This window comes from Streptomyces torulosus (assembly GCF_001419765.1).
GTDB lineage: Bacteria > Actinomycetota > Actinomycetes > Streptomycetales > Streptomycetaceae > Streptomyces > Streptomyces torulosus.
Map to the genome: position 1 here is coordinate 1 of NZ_LIRK01000092.1, position 21,477 is coordinate 21,477.

Genomic DNA, 21,477 nt, shown 5'->3' on the forward strand with positions numbered 1-21,477 from the left:
CTTGTTGTAGGCGGGCCGCTGCGGCAGGTACGGGAACATCCCGTGCAGGTGGGCGTGGGCGAAGCGCAGCCAGCGGGCCTCGCAGTGGAAGCCCAGCACGGCCTGGGCCACCGCCAGGGTCACCAGCTCGGCATCGGTCAGTCGCGGCGGACGTCCGCGCCACCGCGGGGTCTTCAAACGGTCATCGACATGCACGTACAGTGCCGTCAAGAGGGTGTCTAAATCGGTCGTCACAACCCGATGTTGGACACCCTCCCTCCGTCTGAGAACCCCGCAATTGGAACTACTCGTCTAGCCCACATCTCGCCGTACCTGACCGAGCACATCAAACGGTTCGGCGAGTACTCCACGCACGAACTCGGCATCCAGCCCGACGCATACGACCCGAAACTCGACGTCGACTTCACCCCGCTGCGCGAGCAGGACCTGACCACCGTCGGCCTCGACCAGGCCGCCTGACGGTGACGTGCCTTCAGCGACGCAGGACGCTGACGCCTCCCTGCCCAGGATCGGGGCGTCCTCGCATCCTGAGCCTCCGGCGCCCGCTGGGGGACTGTAAGACGTTTGACAGTCCCCCAGCTGGCGCCGGAGGGTTGGTCATCGGGCGGCGATGACGTTCAGGTAGCCCATCATTCCGGTGTCCTCGTGTCCGGTTATGTGGCAGTGGAAGAACCATTTCCCGGTGAAGTCGGTGAAGCGCATCCGGATCACCACTTTTCCGGGTTTTCCGTTGACTGCGTGGGGCACGCTGACGCCGTCCATGTAGTCGGCACGGGGCTGGGCGACGCCGTTCACGCTGAGGACCTGGAACGGTGCGACGTGGAGATGGAACGGATGATTCTGGTGAGCCTTGTTCGTGAGCGTCCATTCTTCGACCGTTCCGAGGGTGGCCGGTTCAGCGAAAGTCGGCTTCGTGTGGTCGAACAGCTTGCCGTTGATCCAGAAGTTGTTGCCGCCGTCGTCGTTCAGGACGATGCTTCGGGATCGGGCTATGGGTTCTTTGGACAGATCGGGGTGGGATCCGGGAAGCGGCCCGGCGATCTGGGGCGAGGTAGTCATGCCCGGCCGTCCTGCGGTGGCAGCCGGCCCCCCGTTCCCGCTGCCCTGCTGGACGTTGACCTTCATGAGAGGGGTGTCGGGGTATTCGTCGCCGGCACCGTTGAAGGGGTCGGGCCCGGTCTTGTGGGCGAGGGTTCTGAGCCAGGTCGATCCGGTGGCTCCGGCGGTCACCAGGACGTCGAAGCGTCTGCCGGGCGGCATCAGAAGGTGTTTGGCCCGGGTCGGCGCCGCGGCGGGAATCCCGTCCTGGTTGACGACGGTGAAGGTGGCGCCGTCGAGCTGGAGGTCGTAGGCGATGGCGTAGCCTTCGTTGGCGATGCGCCACAGCTGGGTTTCCCCGGCTTTCATGGTCAGCGTGGGCTGGTATTGGCCGTTGACCAGCCGGACCGTCGGCGATGCGGGCTCCAGGACCCCGTCGGGGTAGACGATCGAGCTGGATGAGCTGATCTGGGTGTCCTTGAGCGCCAAGGTGCGAGCGGTGATCCCGCGGTAGGCCGGTGGCAGAGTTTCGCGGCTGTCCCCGACGATGATGGTTCCCGACAGCCCCGCCCCGATCTGGCTCTCCGTTCCATTGCAGCGAACGTTCGCTGGTGCGGGGCTCATCGTCATCCCCGGCATCGAACGGTCGTTCCCGTCGCACATTTCGTGGTCGTGGTACCAGTACGTTCCGGGTTCCTGGTTGGCGGGAATGTCGAGGTGGTAGGTCTGAATCTGCCCTGGCTTAACGGACAGGTCGATGTTGTCCGCGCTTCCCTTCGGGGACAGGTGCATCCCGTGGTAGTGCAGGTTGGTTGACGTGCCGAGATGATTGGCCAGTTTCAAGGTGACACGCTGGCCTGGAACCACATGGAGGGTCGGCCCGACGAGACTCCCGTTGTAGGTTTCCGCGAGGACCTTCTTGCCCGAGATCATCACCTCTTTCTGCACCGCCGTCAGCTGGACCGTCAGCTCCTTCGGGGTCGCCGTGTTGAGGTCGGGCGGTTCCATCAGCGCAGCGCCGGGAACCATGCCGGCCGCCTGCTCTTTGGTCGTCCGCAGCAACTTTCCCTTGGGCGGCGCGGGCGGCAGTCCGGTAAACGCCGGATCTGGCGCTCCGGTAGCCGCCGAGTGCGAGTGCGGCTCTGCGCTCTGGCAGCCTGCGAGGCAGACGGACAAGAGAGCGGCCGCGACAGCGACTGCTCCGAGGCGGGTGACGCGCGATCGAGGCGCGGTCGAGCGTGCGGACAAAGGCTTTCCTCACTGAGCGGCGGAACAGATGCGCTCCTCCTGAACGGGAAGAACACCAAGACTCCGAATCGGGCGCCTGGCCTTCGTGGCGGTGGCCCTTCCTGACCGTGGCCTTCCCAGGGGTTCTTCTGGGCAGTCCTCGGGGCTTGGAAGAAGGGCTGTAGGGCCCCTCATGGCGTGGTCGTCCTGGAGTCGGATTCAAGACTCGAACAGGAGACGGTGGAAAGGGATCCGGCACCTGGCCGGAACCACCCCGCCGATCGACGGGGGTGAAGCGGAAGATCGGCGGATGCCCGCCGCCCCGTCACGCATCAAAGCTGGAGTTGCACGAAGCGAAAGGAGCGATGGGCATGCATGTCGGATTGCTGGGGTTGCGGGTGTTCTTCGGGCTGGTTCTGGCCTCGCATGGGGCGCAGAAGCTGTTCGGGTGGTTCGGGGGCGACGGGGTTGAGGGGACCGCCGCGGCGTTCGAAACGATGGGGTTTCAGCCAGGGAGGCCCTTTGCGGTGATCGCGGGGCTGACTGAAATGGGTGGCGGGCTGCTGCTCGCCGTTGGTCTGGCGTTCCCACTGGCCACGGCCATGGTCATCGGGGTGATGATCAATGCGGTCAACGCCTCGTGGGGGTACGGGTTCTACGAGGGGACCGAGACACCGATGCTCTTCGCGGCCGTCGCCGTGGCGCTCGCCTTCACCGGGCCGGGGCGCTACGCACTGGACGCTGGACGTCCCTGGCAGCGCACCGGCACACGGTGGGCGCTCGGGTCGGTCGGGGTCGGTGTGGCGACAGCCCTGCTGACCCTGTTGATCAACGGCTAGATCTTGGCCCCGGCCAGGTGGACCAGCGCGACAAGCACGATCACCGACGGCAGGTCGTCGACAGCGATCTTCGACCGAATCTCCACTGCTTCTGGCTCAGACCACCGCCACGGACTGTTTCATAGGTCATGAGTCGCTGCAAACGACTGGACGTCTGAAACACCCTCAGGAAACAGTCGGGCTTGTGAGCGACGACACCAAGCGCGTGGAATCGCACGACTGCCCGATGTCCACCTGCGCCGCCCATCCCTCCCCGTGCCGGACCGGCAAACAACGGACTGCTGGACCAGATCGCCGGACTGCGCTGGGTGCGCGACAACATCGCCGCCTTCGGCGGCGACCCCCGCCACGTCACCCTCTTCGGCGAGTCGGCGGGCGCCATCTCCATATCCGCCATCCTGGGCAGCCCTCAGGCCGGCGGCCTCTACCAGCGCGTGATCCTGGAGAGCGGCACCGCAGCCAACGTCTCCGACCTCAAGCAGGCCGGCAAGGTCTCCTGTGCCTACCTCAAGCTCGCCGGCGCCTCCACGGCCGCCGAACTGCAGAACCTGAGCGCCAAGCGCCTGCAGCAGGCCACCGACAAGCTGTACGACAGCGAGTTCTCCGACACCGCGTTCGGTCCGGTCGTCGACGGCCGGGCACTGCCCGAGCACCCCATGAAGCGCCTTGCCTCCGCCGACGGGCTCAAGGTGCCCACCATCATCACCACCACCCGCGACGAGGCCCGCTACTGGATACAGGAAGTCTCCGAGGCCGAGCGGATGCCGGAGGTGCTCTACCGGCCCTGGCTGGCCAACCTCGTCGGCAAGGACCACGTCGATGCCGCCATCGCCGCCTACCGCCACAACCGCCCCGAGCTGACCGAGGCGCAGGTGGGCATGGCCCTTGCCGGCGATGTCGCCTTCCGCGCCCCCTCGATCCGCACCGCCGAAGTCCTGGCCCACTGTGGAGTGCCGGTGTGGATGGGTCTGTTCACCACCTCCTCACCCAAGGACGGCGGTAAATACGGCGTACCCCACGCCATCGACCTGGGCTTCGTCTTCGGCAACTTCTCCGCCGACCCCGACTTCTACGGCACCGGCACCTGGCGCAACCGCCCGTCCGGCCAGGTCCAGGACATCTGGACCACCTTCGCCAAGACCGGCACCCCAGGACGCACGGACTGGAGGCAGTACAGCCTCACCGACCGCCCCACCCTGGTGATCGACAAGATGACGACCGTCGAGGACGACCCGCTCAGCAACGAACGCAAGGTCTTCTCCGCACTGCCCTACGACGGCACCAAGCCGACACTCCAGGACCTGACCCCGCTCACCTACCCCGGCACCCCTTGGCACGATCCCCGCGTGATCATCGCGCTCATCGGCCCCGTCTGGACCACCGTCATCATCGTCGGCTTCCTGGCCATCCTGACCGGCGCCTTCTTCGGCATCCGCCACCTGCTCAAGCGGCGACGTACCGCACGGGCAGCCACAGCTGCAGCCTGATCACCGGCCGACCCCCACCTCCCCGCACGCACTCGTGCCGGTGCACAGCGGGCTGCAGCCGGTCGGCCCCGGCTGGTTCGGGGCGCGGTTCAGATCCTGACTGGCCGCACGGGCCCCGCCGGGGAGCCGTGGGCCGCCGCGGCAACCTTGCCTATCGGTCCGCGACTCCTTTGTAATTCAGGGCCCGGGTCAGTTCGCGGTTGGCGGCGCGGGCAGCCTCCAACTCCGCGTCCCTGGGCGTCGCCGACGGTGCCGATGGAGGCGTCGATGCCGGCGTCGAGGAGGTGCGCGGTGAACGCGAAAGACGTGTATTGACTGCCCGCGTCCGAATGGTGAACGAGCCCCGGTCCAGCGGGAGTTCCGGCGCGGTCGCGGCGCCACAAGGCCATGTCGAGGGCGTCGAGGACGAGCTTGGCCCGCTTGCTGGTGGCGGCGGACCAGCCCACGATCGCCCGGGAGAACACGTCCACGACGAACGCGACGTAGACGACCCCGGACCAAGTGGCGACATAGGTGAAGTCAGCCACCCACCGCTCGTTCGGACGTGACGCGGTGAAGTCGCGCCGGAGCAGGTCACCAGCCCTCTCCTGGCCGTCGTCCCGGATGGTGGTGCGGATCTTCTTCCCGCGTCGGGCGCCCTCCAGGCCGAGGTCGCGCATCAGCCGCGCGACGGTGCAGCGGGCCACTGGTGTGCCTTCGCGGTGCAGCTGCCGCCAGACCTTCCGCACCCCGTAGACGCTGAAGTTGTCCGCGTGGACGCGGCTGATCTGCGTCTTCAGCTCCGCGTCACGGACCGACCGGACGCTGGGGGTGCGATTCTTGGCCGCGTCGTAGGTGCTCGTTGCGATCTTCAGTCCGTGGCGGGTCAGGACGCGGCAGATCGGCTCGACTCCGAACACCTGGCGGTGTGCGTCGATGAACGCTACGAGCGCTTCGACGGCCGGTCGAGCTCGGCCGCGAAGAAAGCCGAGGCCGCCTTGAGGATCTCGTTGGCCCGCCGCAGCTCGGCGTTCTCTGCCTTGAGCCGCTTGATCTCCGCGGCCTCGTCGGAGTTGACGCCGGGCCGCTGACCGGCGTCGACCTGGGATTTGCGGACCCAGGTCCGCACGGTCTCCGCCGCACCGATCCCCAGCTTCGCGGCGACCGCCTTCATCGCGGCCCACTCGGTTGGGTAGTTGGGACGGATCTCCGTGACCATGCGCACCGCACGCTCACGAAGCTCAGCAGGGTAGGGGGACGGACGTGCCATGACTCGATCCTCTCAGGGAATCGAGCCTCCATCAGACCCGGAGCGGTTCAGCGAGCCGATCATCCCGCCGGCGGCAGGCTGGTGCTTCTCAGCCTGACAGATCAAGGTGAGGAGCTGATGCAGCGCCTCTTTCCGGCGTTCAACGAGGAGGAAGCCTTCGTCACCGGGCAACTCAGCGAGGCGGACTGCCGGACCGTCGCCGACGGACTGCGCCGGGTGGTGCTGCAGGTGGAGGAAAACGGCGAGGAGCGCCACCAGGATCTGTTGGGCGGTGCCGCCCCGGCGCCACGCCGCAGCGGCCGCCGTAAGGCCTGAGCCGCGACCAGTCCCGGACGAGGGCGCCTGGATCGCTACAGCTCGAATTGCTCGCCTGCGAAGGTTGCTGACATCTGGGCTGGAACCAGCGACACCTCGGTCCAGATGGTCTTGCCCGTTGGCGTGTATCGGGTTCCCCACCGCTGCGTGAGTTGCGCGACCAGGAACAGACCTCGGCCGCCCTCGTCCTCCGTCGCGGCCCGCCGCAGGTGGGGCGAGGTGTGCCCGCCGTCGGAGACCTCGATGATGAGGCCACGTTCCCGGATGAGCCGTAGACACACCGGAGCGTTGCCATATCGGATCGCGTTGGTGACCAGCTCGCTGACGACGAGCTCGACGACGAACGACGCGGCTTCGTCAACTCCCCACGCGGCCAGCTGAGCGAGGGCCAGCGACCGGGCTCTTGCCACTTCTGCGGCGTCGGGGGCCATGTCCCATGTCGCCACCAGATTCTCGGCCAGGGCGTGGACGCGGAGCAGCAGCAGTGCTGCGTCGTCCTCGGGGGCTTGGGGCAGGAGTCTGGTGATGACCCTGTCGCATGTCTTGTCCAGTTGGCCGTTCCCGGGCCTGGCGAGTGCGGTGCAGAGAGAGCGGACTCCTGCGTCGATGTCTGACTGGCGGTTTTCGACGAGTCCGTCGGTGTAGAGAGCGAGCGTCGCGCCTTCCGGCAGCTCGATGTCAGCGCATTCGAACGGCAGGCCGCCCAGGCCGAGGGGCGGTCCGGCGGGAAGGTCCACCAGCTCGGCGTGTCCGTCGGGGGTGACGAGTACGGGCGGGAGATGGCCCGCACGCGCCATGACGCAGTGCCGGGAGACCGGATCGTAGATCGCGTACAGGCAGGTGACGCCCAGTGCCTGGTCCTCGGCCTCGGCGGGCCCGGAAGGCGGTGCGCCGGTTCGCGCCACGAGGTCGTCGAGGCGGGCGAGCAGTTCGTCCGGCGCGAGGTCGAGCGCCGCGAGCGCCGCGACGGTGGTGCGCACCCGGCCCATGGTGGCGGCCGCGCCCGTGCCGTGTCCGGCGACATCCCCCACCACCAGCCCGACGCGTGCCCCGGAGAGGGGAATGACGTCGTACCAGTCCCCTCCGACGCCGGCGGGCCCGGCCGCGGGCAGATAGCGGTGAGCGACCTCCACGCCCGGCTGCTGGGGCAGGGTGCGAGGGAGGAGATCACGCTGGAGCGTGAGCGCGGTCGCGTGTTCTCGGGTGTAACGGCGGGCGTTGTCCAGGCAGACCGCGGTGCGGGAGACGAGCTCTTCGGCGAGCTGAATCTCCTCATGCTCGAAGGGGTCGGCGTGTCGGGAGCGTGCGAAGGCCACCACGCCCAGGGTGGCGCCACGGGCCTTGAGGGGAAGGGCGAGCACATGGGTGGCCGCGTCGGTGACCGGCGCGTTCTCGGCCAGGCACCGCAGGCGGACGGTGTCCAGTTCGTCGTACGCGGTGTCCTTGGCCGCGGCGTGATCGCGGTGAGCCACCCGGCACAGGATGGGGTGGGCGCCGAAGTGTTGTGGTTCCTGCCCGCTCAGGACGGCTTCGACGATGTCCACGGTGACGGCGTCGGCGAATTCGGGGACCACGAGTTCCGCCAGATCTCCGGCCGTGCGCCGGATGTCCAGGGTCCTTCCGATACTGCCGCTGGCCCGGCTGAGCAGGGCGAGACGCTGGCGTGCCACATAGCGGTCGGTGATGTCGAGGCCGGCCTCACAGACTCCGATCGGACGGCCGTCACCGTCCTGAAGCCGGAAGTAGGAACACGACCAGACGCGTTCGCGAAGGGGGTCAAGGTGAGTGGAGCTGCGGTAGCGGACGTCGATCACGGGTGCGCCGGTGCGGGCCACCCGCTGGACGATCTCCTCGACGCTCGTGGCTGTCCCCTCCCCCTCCCCCAGTACCTCGCCCTGCGGCAGCATGTCCTTCAGGAACCTGCCGGAAGCGTCTTCCAGTGGGATTCCGAACTGCTTCTCGATCGCGGCGTTGATCCAGCGCACCCGGGCATCCGTGTCATAGACCGCCAACTGGACGGGCGCTTCCCGGTCGAGTCCGTCAAGCATGGCCCGGCCGAGGGCCTCCCAGTGCGCCAGCTCCGAATCCACGGCCACCAACAGCCACCCGGTCGCGCCCACCCCCAGGGCGAGCGGAGTGAGAGACAAGGACAAGCGCACCGGGCGGCCGTCACCGCGGCGGACCGGCCGAGGGCCGAGCGACCATGCCGTACCACCGTCGCCAGCGGCTGAGGAGACGCCTGCTCCCGTCTCGGTATCGGCCAGGACGGCGTCGGCGGACCGGCCGAGGACTTCTTCGGACACCAGACCGAACAGCTCCTCGGCTTCCCGGCTCCACCCGGTGACCCGCAGGTGCTGGTCCAGCACCGCAGTCGCGCCGACGGGCGTCGGTATGACCGGGGAAGACCTGCCGTGCGGCCGGACTGGCTGGTCACGCCCCTTGAAAAAGCTCGTCATCGCCGCTCCTGAAGTGGGTGCAGGAGAGTTTCGGCTCATTCAATGTACCGCCGGGCGCCCTCGGTGACGTCTGCGCGCGATGGGCCGCGAGGAGCCGGCGCAAGGCGTCGGCCCTCTCCTCGGTGCGCTCCGGTGCGCCGGACGTGATCTGGTGGAAGACCAGGCCGTCCAGGGCCGCGAAGACGATCTCCGTCATCTGCTGCGACACGTCGAAGCAGGCCAAGGCCTCGCGGACGGCATCGCGGTAGGTGTCATAGAGCAGGTCGACGTAGTGGCGCAGCTCCGGCCGCCGGCTGGCTTCGAGCTTCAGCTCGTACTGGAACGCCTGCAGATCCGGATCGGCGGCGATGAACGCGGCCAGCGTCGCGGCGAAGTCCTCCAGCCGGCCACTGGTGGGCACCAGCGACGACGTCTCGATGCTGCGCCGCACAGCCCAGCCCAAAGCGTGTTCGAGCAGGGCGTCACGTGATCCGAAGTGGTGGACGACGAGGCCGTGGGTCACTCCGGCCTCGGCAGCCACGGACCGGTACGTCAGCTTCCGCAGGCCCCCTCGGGCGACCACCTTGATGGCCGCGGCCATCAAAGCTTCCCGTCCCTGACCGTATCCGGGCCGATTGTCCTGGCCGCCGGTCCCCTCGTCGACCACCGTCTCGGTCATGTACCCACACTCCTGAGACGGCGGAGCCGGTACAGACACCCCGGTGCGCCATCTGCGGGTCCGGACCGACCTGCGCTGGGTCGCGCGCGTCGTTCGGTGTGGCCCTCATAGGCCCCACGCCTCATCGCTTCGCGTTCGACGAGCCGAGGCAGCGCGCGGTGCCACCCGACTGGACTCCCCACCTCGCGCGTGCCACCGGTCTCAGGAAGCGCCTCCTTCACCCGAAGAACGATGCGTGGGGTCGTCACGAACCGCCCGAGTGGCCAAAGCAGCACGCTCGGCACCGATGGTGGTGTCCTCGCCGTGTCCGGTGTGTACGACCGTGTCGTCGGGGAGGGCGAACAGCTTGGTCTGGACAGAGTCCTCGAGCGTGGGTCGGTCGCTGTAGGACCGGCCGGTCGCGCCGGGACCGCCCTTGAAGAGAGTGTCTCCGGTGAAGACGCAGCCGAGCTCCGGGGCGTGGAGGCAGACAGCTCCGGGAGCGTGGCCGGGTGTGTGGAGGACGGTCAGGGCCACTCCGCCCACCTCGATCATCGCGCCGTCGGCGAGGTCGAGGTCCCAGAGGTGATCGGTGTGCGTGAGCTCCCACAGCGGCTGGTCGTCGGGGTGCAGCATGATCGGCGCACCCGACCCTCCGTTCACTCGCTCCCGCAGCGCGGGCGCGACGCGGACGTGGTCGTCGTGGGCATGGGTGCACACGATCGCCTTGACGGTCCGGTCGCCCACCACGGTGAGGATGGCCTCGACGGAGTGCGGGGCGTCGATGACCACGCACTCGGTGTCGTCGCCGACGACCCAGACGTTGTTCTCGACTTCGTAGGTCTTCCCGTCGAGGCTGAACTTCCCCCTGCTGACGGCATGGTCCACTCGCACCCGACCTGTCGACGGCCGGGCCATCAGAGGATCACCACCGAGCGCAGCACGTCGCCGTGGTGCATCCGCTCGAAGGCGGCCTCCACGTCGGCGATCCCGATCTCCTCGGTCACGAACGCGTCGAGGTCAAGCCGGCCCTGCTGGTAGAGGTCGACCAGCATCGGGAAGTCGCGGCTTGGCAGGCAATCGCCGTACCAGCTCGACTTCAGTGCGCCGCCCCGGCCGAACACGTCGATGAGGGGCAGGTCGGGCACCTTCATGTCCGGGGTGGGCACTCCGACCAGGACGAGGGTGCCAGCGAGGTCGCGGGCGTAGAACGCCTGCTTCCAGGTCTCCGGACGGCCAACGGCCTCGATTACCACGTCGGCGCCCTCCGCGCCCTCGTAGGTCTCCGTGCAGATCCGCTTGACTTCCGCCGCCACATCCACCGCCGTAGAGTCGACCGCGTGCGTGGCGCCCATACGCTTGGCGGTCTCCAGCTTCTTCCCGTCGATGTCCACTGCGATGATCGGGCTGGCACCCGCCAGCGCCGAGGCCGCGACCGCTGCCATCCCGACGCCGCCACAGCCGATCACAGCGACCGACTTCCCGCGGGTGACGGCACCGGTGTTGATCGCCGCGCCGATGCCGGCCATCACCCCGCAGCCCAGCAGACCAACGGCGGCCGGCCGGGCCTCGGGGTCCACCTTGGTGCACTGGCCGGCGGCGACCAGCGTCTTCTCCGCGAACGCCCCGATGCCCAGCGCGGGCGACAGCTCCGTGCCGTCCTCCAGTGACATTTTCTGGGTCGCGTTGTGAGTGCTGAAGCAGTAGTGCGGGTCGCCCCGCCTGCACGCACGACACTCACCGCACACCGACCGCCAGTTGAGCACCACGAAGTCACCTGGCGCGACGCCGGAGACGCCGGGTCCGATTTCTTCCACAATCCCCGAGGCCTCGTGGCCCAGCAGGAACGGAAAGCCGTCGTTGATGCCTCCCTCTCGGTAGTGCAGGTCGGTGTGACACACCCCGCACGCCAGGATCTTCACCACCGCCTCACCGGGGCCCGGGGTCGGCACGTTGATCGTCACCACCTCGACCGGCTTCCCCTTCGTGCGGGCGACGACGGCCTTGACCTGCTGCGCCATGCTGCGTACTCCTCTACGGTCTCGTTTGGGCCAGGTGACAAGTCAGTGGAGTGTGGATTCACCAACCGTACGAAGTCAAGACGATGGAGATGAAAATTGTACGGTCCGTTCAGTTTCGCGTTCGGCCAAGTGGTCGGGCGATGCGGCGACGCACCTGTCGGTCAGCGACGGACGGCTGACCTGCGTCGCCTGCTGGACGGCTCGCCGCGCGGTATCGATCAACGGCCCAGACACATCACGAAGGTCGCGGTCGGTGGCCTGGGGGCATTCCGGGAAAGGGAGATTCCTTGCCAATCAGTTGATCGACTGCCGGCCTATGCGTGCGTACACCGCAGGACGAACCGATCGGTACACCAGTGCCAGGACGATTCCTGCGAGGAAGACGCCCCAGATGACGAACTGAAGCACGATGGCAATGCCGCGGTCGCCGCCCGTCAGGAGCACGAAGTTGCTCAGCGAGAGGTAGAGAGCCGCACCCAGGCCCAGGCACGCCAGGGCCGGAGCGACAAGCGTGTGCCAGTACGTCGAGTCGTTGATCTCGCTACGTGCCTTGCGGAAGAAGACCAGGACGGCAACGCCGGTCAGGAACATCAGCAACAGAAGGGGGAAGCCGCCCGCTCCCGCCAGCCACGCGTAGGAGGAGGCCGGGTCACTGCGGGAGAACAGCAGCACGCTGGCACCGAGGATGGCGCTGAGGACCAGCGAGCTGACGTACGGCGACCCGTGGCGTGGGTGCACTCGCCCGAGCACGGCCGGCAGGGCCCCGTCGGCACCCAGCAGGTATCCGTACCGCGCGATGATGTTCTGGCACGAGACCACTGCGGCGAAGGCGGAGGTCACCACTAGCATGGACACCGCGTCCCGGGCCCACGTGCCAACAAAACCCTTCATGGCGTCCGTGAACATGCCCGGTGCGTTGCCGCCGGCGATGCCCGGGGCCGCCGTGGGGCCGTAGGCGATGACCAGCAGCCACGTCGTGAGGGTGTAGAAGACGCCGACGAGCGCGACCGCAAGGTACGTGGCCCGGGGTATCGTGCGCCGCGGGTCTCTCGTCTCCTCCCGGAAAATGGCGGTGGCCTCGAAACCGATGAACGTGATCACGGCAAACAGCACCGCGACTCCCACCGCTCCTCCGTCGAGGGAACTCCAGGCGAACGGGGTGAGCGTACGGCCTTCAGGACCGCCCTTCCCCGCCACAGCCACATCGAAGACCAGGACGATCGCGAGTTCGAGCACCATCACTGCGGACAGCATCTTCGCCGACAGGTCGATCCTGAAATACCCGAAGACACCGACGATCGCCACCAGGGCAAGCGAGTACAGCCACCACGGCACCTCGGGACCGTGGAAGGTACTGACCACCAGGTCTTGGGCGACGATCCCGAAGAAGAACGTGACACCGAGCCCGATCATCAAATACCCCAGGATGGCGAGGAAGCTCGCGGCGAGCCCCACCACCTTGCTCAGACCGGCACTGATGTAGGCGTAGAAGGCGCCGGGGTTGGGCAGGAAGCGGCTCATGGTGGTGTAGCCGACGGAGAAGAGCAGCAGCACCACGGTCGCGGCGGCGAAGGCCAGAGGGGCCCCCGCCCCCGCGAACCCGATGACCAGCGGCAGCACGCCCACCACACTCGCCAGCGGAGCGGCGAACGCCAGGACGGTGAGGGCGAGTTCGATCACGCCCATCCGGCCGCGGAGGCGGTTCTCGGTGCCGTCGCGCTCCCCGGAAACCCGCACTGTGTCGGCGGCCCTCGGTTGGGTTCTCTTGCTCATGTTGGGTCCTGTCTCGCGAATCTGAAAGCTGAAGGGTTGTCGGTCAAGGGAATGGCTCGGCGGACTCAGATGGCGAGAGCGTGTACCGTGCACCCTTCGAAGACCGTGCGGACGACTTTCGTGTCCCCGATGTCGTCGGCCAGCACCTCGTAGAGGTTGCGGCGGTCGAAGGCCATGAAGTCGGCGTACTTGCCCGGTTCCAGGGAGCCCCGCCCCTCGGCGCGTTCGACCGCTCGGACTCCCTCAATCGTAAGTGCGCGCAGGGCGTACACCAGGTCAACGGAGAGTTCGCGTCCAGTCGGAATGAGGTCTCCGAGGCGAAAGCAGTGAGCGGAGTTCCGGTGTGGCGTGCAGCCGTCGCGGGAGGTGCGCCGGGGTACGTGGTTCCGCCCGATCCGGGCGAGGCGCAACGGTGTCCCGGTCTAAGGCCGGGCGCCCATCAATCTCCGCTCAACGGCGGCGTGGCGCTCTCGGCAGGACGGAGGTGGGTCGGCCTAGCGGGTGCGATGCCAGTTCCTGTGGTGGAGCGACATCGGAACGTCGGCGGTACGTGTCAGGCGACAGGCCTTTTGTCGAACTGGCCGAGGTAGTTCTCAGCGAGCTCACAGGTCCGCCGGGGGAACTCGGCCAGCCACTCCCGTGTCACCTCGATGCCGGAGTTGTTGCCGAGGAAGGCGAGAGTCAGCAGCCGCCTCAGCATCAGGAACGTCGGGATCTCCCTCTCGTCCTCGTCGGACAGAGGTCGGACCTCACGGTACGCCTGCACCCACGAGGCGATCATCTCATCGGACTGCGGGTGGTCCTCGTAGAACGTCAGGGCCGTGGCCAGGTCGTAGAGCCACCAGCCGAAGCCGGCGTCGTCGAAGTCGATGAGATGGCAGACATCGCCGTCGACGAGGAGGTTGGAGCTGCGCAGATCAGCATGAACTAGTCCAAAGCGGCTTCGATCGGTTCCGAATCGGTTGAGGCGGTCGGTCACGACCTGTTCGAGACGCTCCAGCATCTGTCGTTGTCCCGCGTCGTCGACGCCCGCCTGCCAACGCCCCCAGCGGGGCTGTTTCCCGAAGGCGGCCTCGGTGTCCCAGCGGCCACGGCGGAACCAGGCGGGCCGTTTCCAGTCGACGGCATGCTGGTGCAGCTGAGCGGACATAAGCCCCAAGCGAGGCATTATCGCGGCGAGTTCACCGTCCTGCGGTTCCTTGCCGGTGACGTGCTCGAAGACGACGAGGCTGGCCACGGTTCCGGTGACGGGATCGGCGACACGGATCGCCGACTCCCCTGAGTCGCTGACGAGTGCGCTCACCACCGGCACGTCCGACTCCTTCTTCAGCGCCGCAAGCCAGGCGAGCTCAGAACACACCTCCTCGTGGGCACGCCGACCGAGCGGGCTGATGCGAACCACGACCGGTGGACGGTCGGCGGGACGGGCGCGCAACGCGACGTTCTCCGACAGCGGTAGCAGCTCGATCGGAACATCGGCGTCGATCCCGAACCGCGGTAGGGCCTCGGCGGCGATACGCAGCCCAGCAGCCATGCGGCAGTTTTCAGACGTCTCTCCCTGGCCGTTCTTGGCCATGATGGATCCTCCTGGCGGGTCTGGCACGAAGTACGCAGGATCGATGGCGGCACCCTCCCGGCGTCAACCGATGGCTGACAGCAGCCCGGGACGTACCGGTGGCGAGAACAGTAGGGCGACGGAAAGACGGGGACAATACCGAGAGGCCAATTATTTTACGAAGCGTTCAAAATTTATGGCACCGAAACCCGGCGCACACCGAGGCGGGACTCCGGCCGGCCACCCCCGAACCCGGACCGGCTGGCCAAGTATTTACGTTGACCACTAGTTCAAAGTCTGGACGGGTCGTACAGTAATCGCCGTCGAGGTGGCGCCCCGAGCGTCCGCCGTCGGTGCCGCTTCGAGACCTTCTCCCCTCTCATCAGCCAGGTGACACAGCAGTCCTCTGTCTTCGAACGCATGCGCCCAGGAGGCCTCTCATGCATGAACGAAACGATTACGACGTGATCGTCGCCGGACTCGGCCCCTGGGGAGCCGCCGGTAGCTGGCATCTCGCCAGGAGAGGACTGAAGGTGCTGGGCCTCGACCGCCACACTCCTCCGCACGGCTACGGGAGTCACGGTGGAGCGACACGGCTGGCCCGCCAGTCCAACAGCACCGGAACCGAGTACCTCCCCCTGACCCACCGCACTTTCGCCCTCTGGCGCGAACTCTCCGCCGAGGCCGGCCACGACCTGCTCGTCGAATCCGGCACCGTCTTCATCGGCAAGCCGGGCTCCGGCTGGTTCGACAGGACCCTCAAGAGCCTGGAGACTTCCGCGATCAAGCACGAGATCCTCGACGGCCCCACTGCGCGATCCCGGTTCCCGGCCTTCGAGGTAGACACCGACGAGACCACGGTGTTCGAACCGCACGGCACCGTGGCGCTGGTCGTCGAAGGCATCAAGGCCCTACACGCTCAGGCCCGTCGCCACGGCGCCGAGCTGCGCTTCGAAACACCAGTCGAGGCATACAGCGAGGATGCTGACGGTGTGGAGGTCCGCACCCCGTCGGGCACCTACCGCGCAGACCGGCTCGTAGTGGCCGTGGGCGCCTGGTCCGGACAGCTGCTCGGCCTGGACCTGCCCGTGGCCGTGGAACGCCAGGTCCTCTTCAACTTCGCCGCCCCAGAGGGCTCCCGGCCGGAAACCGCGGTCTACTTCTCGGCCCCGCCCGGTGACGACGCCGCCCCGTTCTACGGCTGCCCGGAACCAGACGGCAGCTACAAGGTCAGCCTCCCATCGCGCGGCAACGAGATCGCCCCGGACCAGCTCACCGACCACCAGCCCACAGAGAGCGAACTCGCCGTGGTCCGCGAGTACGTACGCAAGCGCATACCGGGAATCGACAGTGACCCCATCCATTCCACCGTCTGCATGTGGAGCGAAGTCGCTGACGGGCACTGGGTCATCGGCGCTCACCCGAAGCACCGACGGATCATCTTCGGCGCGGGCTGCATGGGGCGCGGTTTCCGGTACGCGCCAGTCGTGGGCGAAGCCCTCGCGGACCTGGCGACCGGTATCGAGAGGTCCGACATGGCGATGTTCGCTCCCGAACGGTTCCGAGCGCTCGCGTGAGAAGCCCAGGGCCGCCCCGAGTGACGACCCGTGCCTCCCCCAGGAGGGCGTCGCCGCTGTGACCCTTCGGGTAGGGGAACGCCCCCGCCTGTGATCGAGGCGGTTCGCCCGACCGTCACGCGGTGCGGAGCGGTACAGGTATCGTCAGGGAAACTAAAATCGGCCGAACAACCGAGCACAAAAGGATGTCTCTCGTGGCGGGCAAGACGACACCGCAGGAACCCCCCCGTCTGACGCTCCGCGAGCGGAACCGGCTGCGTACGCGCCGCGAACTCCTGGACGCGGCCTTGGAGGTCTTCGCGGAGTCCGGCTACGGGTTGGCGTCGGTGGAGAACATCGCGTCACGCGCCGGCGCGTCCAAGGCGACCCTGTACACCTACTTTCCCGAAGGGCGCGAGCAGCTTTTCCGTGAGCTGTACGAGGAGATCAACGACGAGGTCATCGAGGCGGCCTCGGCGATCTATACCACGGAGGGTGACTTCCCCTCCCGGGTGGTCGCTCTCACCGAAATCGTGCTGGAGATCGGGCTCAGGCCACTGATCGGCCGCTTCTACTCAATCGACGACCCCGGGCTCGACCAGGCACTCGATCCGGTACGGGGGCACGCCTCCCGAGTGTGTGTCGATCTCATCTCCGCGGACCTTGCCGCTGCACAGGAGGCCGGCACCGTGAGGACGCAAGCCTCGGCGCGGGCGATAGCCGATCTCCTGGTGGGTGCCATGCGATCAGGCCTCTCCGAGGTGGGACGTTCCAGAGCCACGCCCACGGAGATCCTGCCCGCGATGCAAGCCCTCGTCAGCGGCTTGTAGGGCCTCAGACTCAGGTACCGCCCGTCAGTCAGCCAATGGTCCGCCGGTGCGACCGACCGACTTCATAGCCCACCCTCAGCCGCCGATGCTGACGGCGGACTCCTCCCCGAAGCGGTGCAAGGTTTCCGCCGTCAGGCTGGGCTAGGACAGAATCGCTTTCCCAGCGAAACCGGGCATCGAGCCTCGGGGGCAACATCACCGAAATAGCGCGTGAGGCCGGGCTGACAAGGCGGTCTGAAGCCGTACTTCGCGGGCAAGGGCGAGATCCAGCGACGAGCGTGGCACTGGCGTCGAGCAGGCTGCGGCACGGCCAGGACTCGTCCACCAGCGACGCGGGCACCTGCTGCTTGATGCTTTCCTGGAGAACACTGGTGAACCAGATGAACCGGGAGACGTCGGCGCCCACGCCCAGCTCGGCGAAGGGCGGCAGGTCGTCGGGGTGAATGAACGCCACGCGGGCGACCTGGAAGCGGGGACCGGGCCGCACTCGCCTCACACGCGTGCGAGGACACCGAGGACAACACGGACTGACAGTACAGCTCCCCGTCGCGGTCTCCTGCCCGCGAGCGCGAATAGGACTGGGGCAGCGCGGTGGTCCCGGGTCATCGGCACGCCGTCCAGGACGACGTTTACGAACTCGGGGCGCACCAGTTCCCCGCGGTCGGACCTCAGCGTTTCGACGAATCCGTCCACGGACACACCGTCTGGTCATTCAGAATTTTTTGCCGAGGCCAGCCGCGCCCCGGCGGACGAGCATGTCGCTGTCCGCCGGGGCGCGGGCGTTACCGGTTCACAGAATCACGGTGACGACCTTCTCTTCCGTGTTCGCCAGGATGCCGCTCCAGCCGAGTTCGCGGCCGATGCCACTGGCCTTCATTCCGCCCCACGGAAGCGCGGGGTCGATCGCCGCCCAGCCGTTGATCCACACGGAACCGGCGCGGACGCGTCGCGCGAGGGTGTGCGCGAGGCTGACGTCCTTGGTCCAGATCGTGGCGGCGAGGCCGTATTCCGTCTCGTTGGCAATCCGGATCGCCTCGTCGACGTCGTCGAAGGGCATCACCGCGCCGACCGGGCCGAAGATCTCCTCGCGCGCGATCGTCGCGTCCTCGGCGACGTCCGCGAAGATGGTCGGCTCGACGAAGAAGCCGTCCCTCCGGGGACGGCCCCCGCCGGCCACGAGCCGCGCCCCCTCGGCCTTCCCCTTCTCGATATAGGCCAGGACCCGCTCACGGTGATCGCTGCTGATCAGTGCACCCATCGTGGTCTCCGGCGCCAGCGGGTCACCGAGGACCAGGCTTTTCGCGGCGTCCGCCAGCGCCTTCACCACACGGTCGTAGAGCGACCGGTGGACGAGGATGCGGGTGCCGGCGGCACACACCTCACCCTGGTTGAAGAACAGCCCCATGGCGATGCCCTGGACCGCCGCGTCGACGTCCGCGTCCTTAAGCACGATCTGGGGGCTCTTGCCGCCCAGTTCGAGGGTGACCCGCTTGAAGGTGTCCGCGGCGACCTTCTGGATCTCCCTGCCCACCTCCGGGGAACCGGTGAAGCTGACCTTGTCGACCTCCGGATGCCGGACCAGCGCGGCGCCGGCCACGCTGCCGAGTCCGGGCACGACGTTCACGACCCCGGGCGGGAAGCCAGCCTCCTCGATCAGCTTGGCCAGATGCAGGACCGACAACGGCGCGTCCTCCGCCGGCTTGACGACGACCGTGTTGCCCGCAGCGAGGGCCGGAGCTAGCTTCCAGCCTGTGATCATCAGCGGTGTGTTCCACGGGATGATCGCCGCGATGACACCGACGGGCTCGCGCACCGTGTACGAGTGCGTCGGACGGCCCTGGTACCCGGCCGTCGGCACCGTGGTGCCCTGGATCTTGTCCGCCCAGCCAGCGAAGTGGCGGAAGGTGGCAATGGCGTTCGGTACGTCGAGTGCGGCGGGCTGGGCGGCGGGCTTGCCGATGTCCAGGGCCTCCAGCCGGGCCAGCTTGTCGGCGTCGCGCTCGATCAGGTCGGCGAGCCGGAGCAGCAGCAGCTGCCGCTCGGCGCCCGAGGTGGCGGCCCACGGTCCGGTCAGGGCGCGGCGGGCCGCGCGGACCGCTTCGTCCACGTCGGACTCGTCGGCCGCGGCGACCCGTGTGAGCAGCGAGCCGGTGGCCGGGCTCAGGTTGTCGAAGGTGCGCGACGCCGCCCGCCACCGCCCGTCGATGAACAACTCGGTCTGGAAGACGATGTCCGTGGGGACGGTGGTACGCGCCATGTCCACTCCGTTCTCGGTGTATCGCGTCGGGGGCGGTGTCGCACCGCGGTGTGCTTCGGCGGTCTCCAGGTCGTCGAGGCTGACGGCGAGCCGGTCGACCAGCAGATCGAGGTGGTCGCGTTCGAAGACCATCGGCGGCCGGATCTTGAGGACGTTCTCGTGCGGGCCGATCTTGCTGATCAGTACGCCCTTGCGCCGCATGTCCTCGACGACCCATCGGGCGGGCCCGGAGTCGGGGCGCCCGTCGGCGTTGACGAACTCCAGCCCGAAGAAGAGTCCCTGCCCGCGGACGGTTTTCACGCGGGGGTTGCGGGCGGCGAGCTTCTCCAGCAGGTCACGGGCGTGCCGGCCGAGCTCGGCGGCGTTGTCGTGCAGTTCCCGGTCCGCCGTCTCGTGGAGTACCGCCAGGCCCACGGCCGCCGAGACGGGGTTGCCGGCGAAGGTGTTGAAGTAGAGGTTCGCCGAGCCGAACTCGTCCAGCAACTCGGTGGTGGTCACCACCGCGCCGATGGGATGCCCGTTGCCCATGGGCTTGCCGAGGGTCACCAGATCCGGCGTGATGTCGTACAGCTCGTGCCCCCAGAACCGGGTGCCGGAGCGCCCCAGACCGGACTGCACCTCGTCGGCGATGACCAGTCCCCCGGCCTGCGCGACCATCGCCGCCAGCGACTCGACGTAACCGGCCGGAGTGCGCAGCAGTCCCTCCGTCGAGAAGAGCGGGTCGAAGAGGAGAGCGGACACCCCGGCGCCCGCCGTCCGCAGGGAGGAGATGGCGGCCGCGGCCTCTTTCAGCGCCTCGGCCAGCACGACCTTTTCGGGCCGGGGATCGCTGTCGAGGTCGGGGATGCGCAGGGCACGGACGTGCGTGCCCAGTTCTTCCTGGACGGGCAGTCCGGTGGTGACGACGGCGAGGCTGGAGGTGTTGCCGTGGTAGCTGAAGTCCGTGACCAGGACGCCCGTGTGCCCGGTGTGCTGGCGGGCGATGCGCAGGGCGAGCTCGTTCGCCTCGGACCCGCTGTTGGTGAGGAACACCTTGTCCAGCGGCCGGGTGAAGGTCGACAGGAGTGTCTCGGCGTACACCACGACCGGCTCGGTCAAATAGCGCGTGTGGATGTTGAGGCGGGCCGCCTGGGCAGTGAGCGCCTCGACAACCCTGGGGTTGCAGTGACCCACGTGCGGGACGTTGTTGTAGGCGTCCAGGTAGTCGGTCCCGTCCGCGCCCCGGAGCCATACGCCTTCCCCGGACACGAGGTGGAGCGGCTCGTCGTAGAAGGTCGGCGAGTGGGGCCCCAGCGTGGCCCTCCGGCGGGCCATCAGAGCCCGCGCTGCCCATCTGCTGGCGGTCGTCATGAAGTCTCCAGTCGGCCCGGCCCTTCCTGGCGAAGGGGTGCTACGAAGATAGGATGACCAATCGTTAAGGGTCAATACTGATAGGTCAGATTCTGAACGGGCCGTTCAAGTTTTTCCGTCTCCGTATCGCGCCGGCGTTCCGGGAGCGCGAACCGGTGGAACGGGCGCCGACCGGCACGTAGAAGAGCGCCGCACCGGACGGCGTCCGATCAGTTCGGCGCCGCCCGGTCCGGGATGTCCGCGGCCGGCCCGCTCCGCCTCGCCGGACGGCCGGTCAGACCGTCGAAGAGTACGGCCGTCAGGGCATCCGACAGCACGGCCACAGACAGCCCGCCCTCCGGCCGGTACCACTCGACGAGGGAGTTGACGGTACCGAACAGCAGCCGGCTCACGAGGTGCGGTTCGATGTCGTCGCGTACGCTCCCCTCGGTCGCCGCGCGCTCCACCAGTTCGGCCACCCTGCGGTCGAACTCACGCCGCTGCTCCTGGGCCCGGCGCTCGACGCCGCTGTTGCCGCGGACGCGCAGCAACAACGTCACGTACGGCAGCTCGGCGGCGAGCACCTCGACGCTGCGTCGCACGACGTGCCGCAGACGGGCGGTCGCCGTGGTGTCCGCTGCGGGGTCCTCGTCCAGCACGGCGAAGAGGGCGTCCATCGCACGGCCGACCGCGAGGCCGAGGAGTTCCTCCTTGCCCGCCACATGGTGGTAGATGCTCGACTTGCTCAAGCCCAGGCGGCGTGCCAGGTCTTCCATGCTGGTGCGGTCGTAACCGCGCTCGTTGAAGACGACGACCGCGACTTCCAGCAGGGAGTCGCGGTCGTAAGGGGGCCGCTCCCGGTGTCGAACGGGTCGTCCCGTGGGCCTGGTGTTCACGCGGTGATTGTC

18 protein-coding genes and 2 pseudogenes are annotated in these 21,477 nt (G+C 67.9%); 6 read left to right on the top strand and 14 right to left on the bottom strand.

Annotated features, from left to right (window positions below):
• Nucleotides 1-234: pseudogene (locus tag AOK23_RS07565) on the bottom strand (IS982 family transposase); the annotation flags it as partial.
• Between the two features lie 6 nt (nt 235-240).
• Between AOK23_RS07565 and AOK23_RS07570 the strand changes: the two are divergent.
• A complete protein-coding gene (locus AOK23_RS07570; protein ID WP_055711975.1) occupies nt 241-459 on the top strand; it encodes a hypothetical protein in 219 nt (72 codons plus the stop codon).
• A 138-nt stretch (nt 460-597) separates the two neighbouring features.
• Here the strand turns inward: AOK23_RS07570 and AOK23_RS07575 are convergent, their stop codons facing one another.
• A complete protein-coding gene (locus AOK23_RS07575; protein WP_240496293.1) occupies nt 598-2,100 on the bottom strand; it encodes a multicopper oxidase family protein in 1,503 nt (500 codons plus the stop codon).
• Between the two features lie 530 nt (nt 2,101-2,630).
• Here AOK23_RS07575 and AOK23_RS07580 point away from each other — a divergent pair.
• Together AOK23_RS07580 and AOK23_RS07585 are read left to right on the top strand one after the other, a co-directional pair.
• Nucleotides 2,631-3,104 (top strand): DoxX family protein, encoded by a 474-nt coding sequence (locus tag AOK23_RS07580; RefSeq protein ID WP_055711976.1) that lies wholly within the window; start codon nt 2,631-2,633, stop codon nt 3,102-3,104.
• Between the two features lie 308 nt (nt 3,105-3,412).
• Nucleotides 3,413-4,591 carry a carboxylesterase family protein gene (locus tag AOK23_RS07585; RefSeq protein ID WP_055711977.1) on the top strand — a complete coding sequence of 393 codons (1,179 nt, stop codon included), beginning with the start codon at nt 3,413-3,415 and terminating at the stop codon, nt 4,589-4,591.
• A gap of 89 nt (nt 4,592-4,680) precedes the next feature.
• On the opposite strand, the gene AOK23_RS44620 is transcribed toward AOK23_RS07585, so the two are convergent.
• Both AOK23_RS44620 and AOK23_RS49475 read right to left on the bottom strand, forming a co-directional pair.
• Nucleotides 4,681-5,490: an IS3 family transposase gene (locus tag AOK23_RS44620; protein ID WP_240496294.1), complete on the bottom strand. Its 810-nt coding sequence runs from the start codon at nt 5,488-5,490 to the stop codon at nt 4,681-4,683.
• Between the two features lie 23 nt (nt 5,491-5,513).
• Nucleotides 5,514-5,840 carry an IS3 family transposase gene (locus AOK23_RS49475; RefSeq protein ID WP_055711978.1) on the bottom strand — a complete coding sequence of 109 codons (327 nt, stop codon included), beginning with the start codon at nt 5,838-5,840 and terminating at the stop codon, nt 5,514-5,516.
• 39 nt (nt 5,841-5,879) lie between these two features.
• Between AOK23_RS49475 and AOK23_RS07600 the strand changes: the two are divergent.
• A pseudogene (locus AOK23_RS07600) lies at nt 5,880-6,155 on the top strand (MarR family winged helix-turn-helix transcriptional regulator); the annotation flags it as partial.
• Between the two features lie 35 nt (nt 6,156-6,190).
• Here AOK23_RS07600 and AOK23_RS07605 read toward each other — a convergent pair.
• From AOK23_RS07605 to AOK23_RS07635, 7 genes are all read right to left on the bottom strand, one after another.
• Nucleotides 6,191-8,611, bottom strand: coding sequence for a SpoIIE family protein phosphatase (locus AOK23_RS07605; RefSeq protein WP_206336142.1), 2,421 nt, complete (start codon nt 8,609-8,611; stop codon nt 6,191-6,193).
• Nucleotides 8,586-9,269: a TetR/AcrR family transcriptional regulator gene (locus tag AOK23_RS07610; RefSeq protein WP_055711980.1), complete on the bottom strand. Its 684-nt coding sequence runs from the start codon at nt 9,267-9,269 to the stop codon at nt 8,586-8,588. The genes AOK23_RS07605 and AOK23_RS07610 overlap by 26 nt, the downstream gene beginning before the upstream one ends.
• Nucleotides 9,270-9,470: 201 nt before the next feature.
• Entirely contained in the window at nt 9,471-10,166 is a 696-nt protein-coding gene (locus AOK23_RS07615; protein ID WP_055711981.1) for an MBL fold metallo-hydrolase, read from the bottom strand.
• Entirely contained in the window at nt 10,166-11,269 is a 1,104-nt protein-coding gene (locus AOK23_RS07620; RefSeq protein ID WP_055711982.1) for an S-(hydroxymethyl)mycothiol dehydrogenase, read from the bottom strand. Before AOK23_RS07620 ends, AOK23_RS07615 begins: the two co-directional genes overlap by 1 nt.
• Nucleotides 11,270-11,563: 294 nt before the next feature.
• On the bottom strand, nt 11,564-13,135 hold the full coding sequence (locus AOK23_RS07625) for an APC family permease (RefSeq protein WP_157877966.1): 1,572 nt from the start codon (nt 13,133-13,135) through the stop codon (nt 11,564-11,566).
• Nucleotides 13,108-13,314: an amidohydrolase family protein gene (locus tag AOK23_RS51610; RefSeq protein WP_055711984.1), complete on the bottom strand. Its 207-nt coding sequence runs from the start codon at nt 13,312-13,314 to the stop codon at nt 13,108-13,110. Before AOK23_RS51610 ends, AOK23_RS07625 begins: the two co-directional genes overlap by 28 nt.
• Before the next feature lie 281 nt (nt 13,315-13,595).
• Nucleotides 13,596-14,576: a phosphotransferase enzyme family protein gene (locus tag AOK23_RS07635; protein WP_157877967.1), complete on the bottom strand. Its 981-nt coding sequence runs from the start codon at nt 14,574-14,576 to the stop codon at nt 13,596-13,598.
• 461 nt (nt 14,577-15,037) lie between these two features.
• Here AOK23_RS07635 and solA point away from each other — a divergent pair, with 461 nt between their 5' ends.
• Complete coding sequence (gene solA / locus AOK23_RS07640; protein ID WP_055711986.1) at nt 15,038-16,174, top strand: N-methyl-L-tryptophan oxidase; 1,137 nt, start codon at nt 15,038-15,040, stop codon at nt 16,172-16,174.
• A 194-nt stretch (nt 16,175-16,368) separates the two neighbouring features.
• Complete coding sequence (locus AOK23_RS07645) at nt 16,369-16,983, top strand: TetR/AcrR family transcriptional regulator (protein WP_055711987.1); 615 nt, start codon at nt 16,369-16,371, stop codon at nt 16,981-16,983.
• Nucleotides 16,984-17,011: 28 nt separating this feature from the next.
• Here AOK23_RS07645 and AOK23_RS47735 read toward each other — a convergent pair whose 3' ends face one another.
• The 3 genes from AOK23_RS47735 to AOK23_RS07655 form a co-directional block, all read right to left on the bottom strand.
• Nucleotides 17,012-17,437: a hypothetical protein gene (locus tag AOK23_RS47735; RefSeq protein WP_157877968.1), complete on the bottom strand. Its 426-nt coding sequence runs from the start codon at nt 17,435-17,437 to the stop codon at nt 17,012-17,014.
• A gap of 336 nt (nt 17,438-17,773) precedes the next feature.
• The gene (gene styD, locus AOK23_RS51360) at nt 17,774-20,590 is read right to left on the bottom strand and encodes a phenylacetaldehyde dehydrogenase StyD (RefSeq protein WP_206336143.1); all 2,817 of its coding nucleotides are present in this window, start codon (nt 20,588-20,590) and stop codon (nt 17,774-17,776) included.
• Between the two features lie 209 nt (nt 20,591-20,799).
• Nucleotides 20,800-21,465: a TetR/AcrR family transcriptional regulator gene (locus AOK23_RS07655; RefSeq protein WP_055711988.1), complete on the bottom strand. Its 666-nt coding sequence runs from the start codon at nt 21,463-21,465 to the stop codon at nt 20,800-20,802.
• Nucleotides 21,466-21,477 lie beyond the last annotated feature (12 nt).

Excerpts from the sequence above, each read along its gene's own strand:
- AOK23_RS07580 (WP_055711976.1), top strand. The coding sequence starts at position 2,631 with ATGGGCATGCATGTCGGATTGCTGGGGTTGCGGGTGTTCTTCGGGCTG.
- styD (WP_206336143.1), bottom strand. The coding sequence starts at position 20,590 with ATGACGACCGCCAGCAGATGGGCAGCGCGGGCTCTGATGGCCCGCCGG.
- solA (WP_055711986.1), top strand. The coding sequence starts at position 15,038 with ATGCATGAACGAAACGATTACGACGTGATCGTCGCCGGACTCGGCCCC.
- AOK23_RS07610 (WP_055711980.1), bottom strand. The coding sequence starts at position 9,269 with ATGACCGAGACGGTGGTCGACGAGGGGACCGGCGGCCAGGACAATCGG.
- AOK23_RS07620 (WP_055711982.1), bottom strand. The coding sequence starts at position 11,269 with ATGGCGCAGCAGGTCAAGGCCGTCGTCGCCCGCACGAAGGGGAAGCCG.
- AOK23_RS07605 (WP_206336142.1), bottom strand. The coding sequence starts at position 8,611 with ATGACGAGCTTTTTCAAGGGGCGTGACCAGCCAGTCCGGCCGCACGGC.
- AOK23_RS49475 (WP_055711978.1), bottom strand. The coding sequence starts at position 5,840 with ATGGCACGTCCGTCCCCCTACCCTGCTGAGCTTCGTGAGCGTGCGGTG.
- AOK23_RS07570 (WP_055711975.1), top strand. The coding sequence starts at position 241 with ATGTTGGACACCCTCCCTCCGTCTGAGAACCCCGCAATTGGAACTACT.
- AOK23_RS07615 (WP_055711981.1), bottom strand. The coding sequence starts at position 10,166 with ATGGCCCGGCCGTCGACAGGTCGGGTGCGAGTGGACCATGCCGTCAGC.
- AOK23_RS07635 (WP_157877967.1), bottom strand. The coding sequence starts at position 14,576 with ATGGCTGCTGGGCTGCGTATCGCCGCCGAGGCCCTACCGCGGTTCGGG.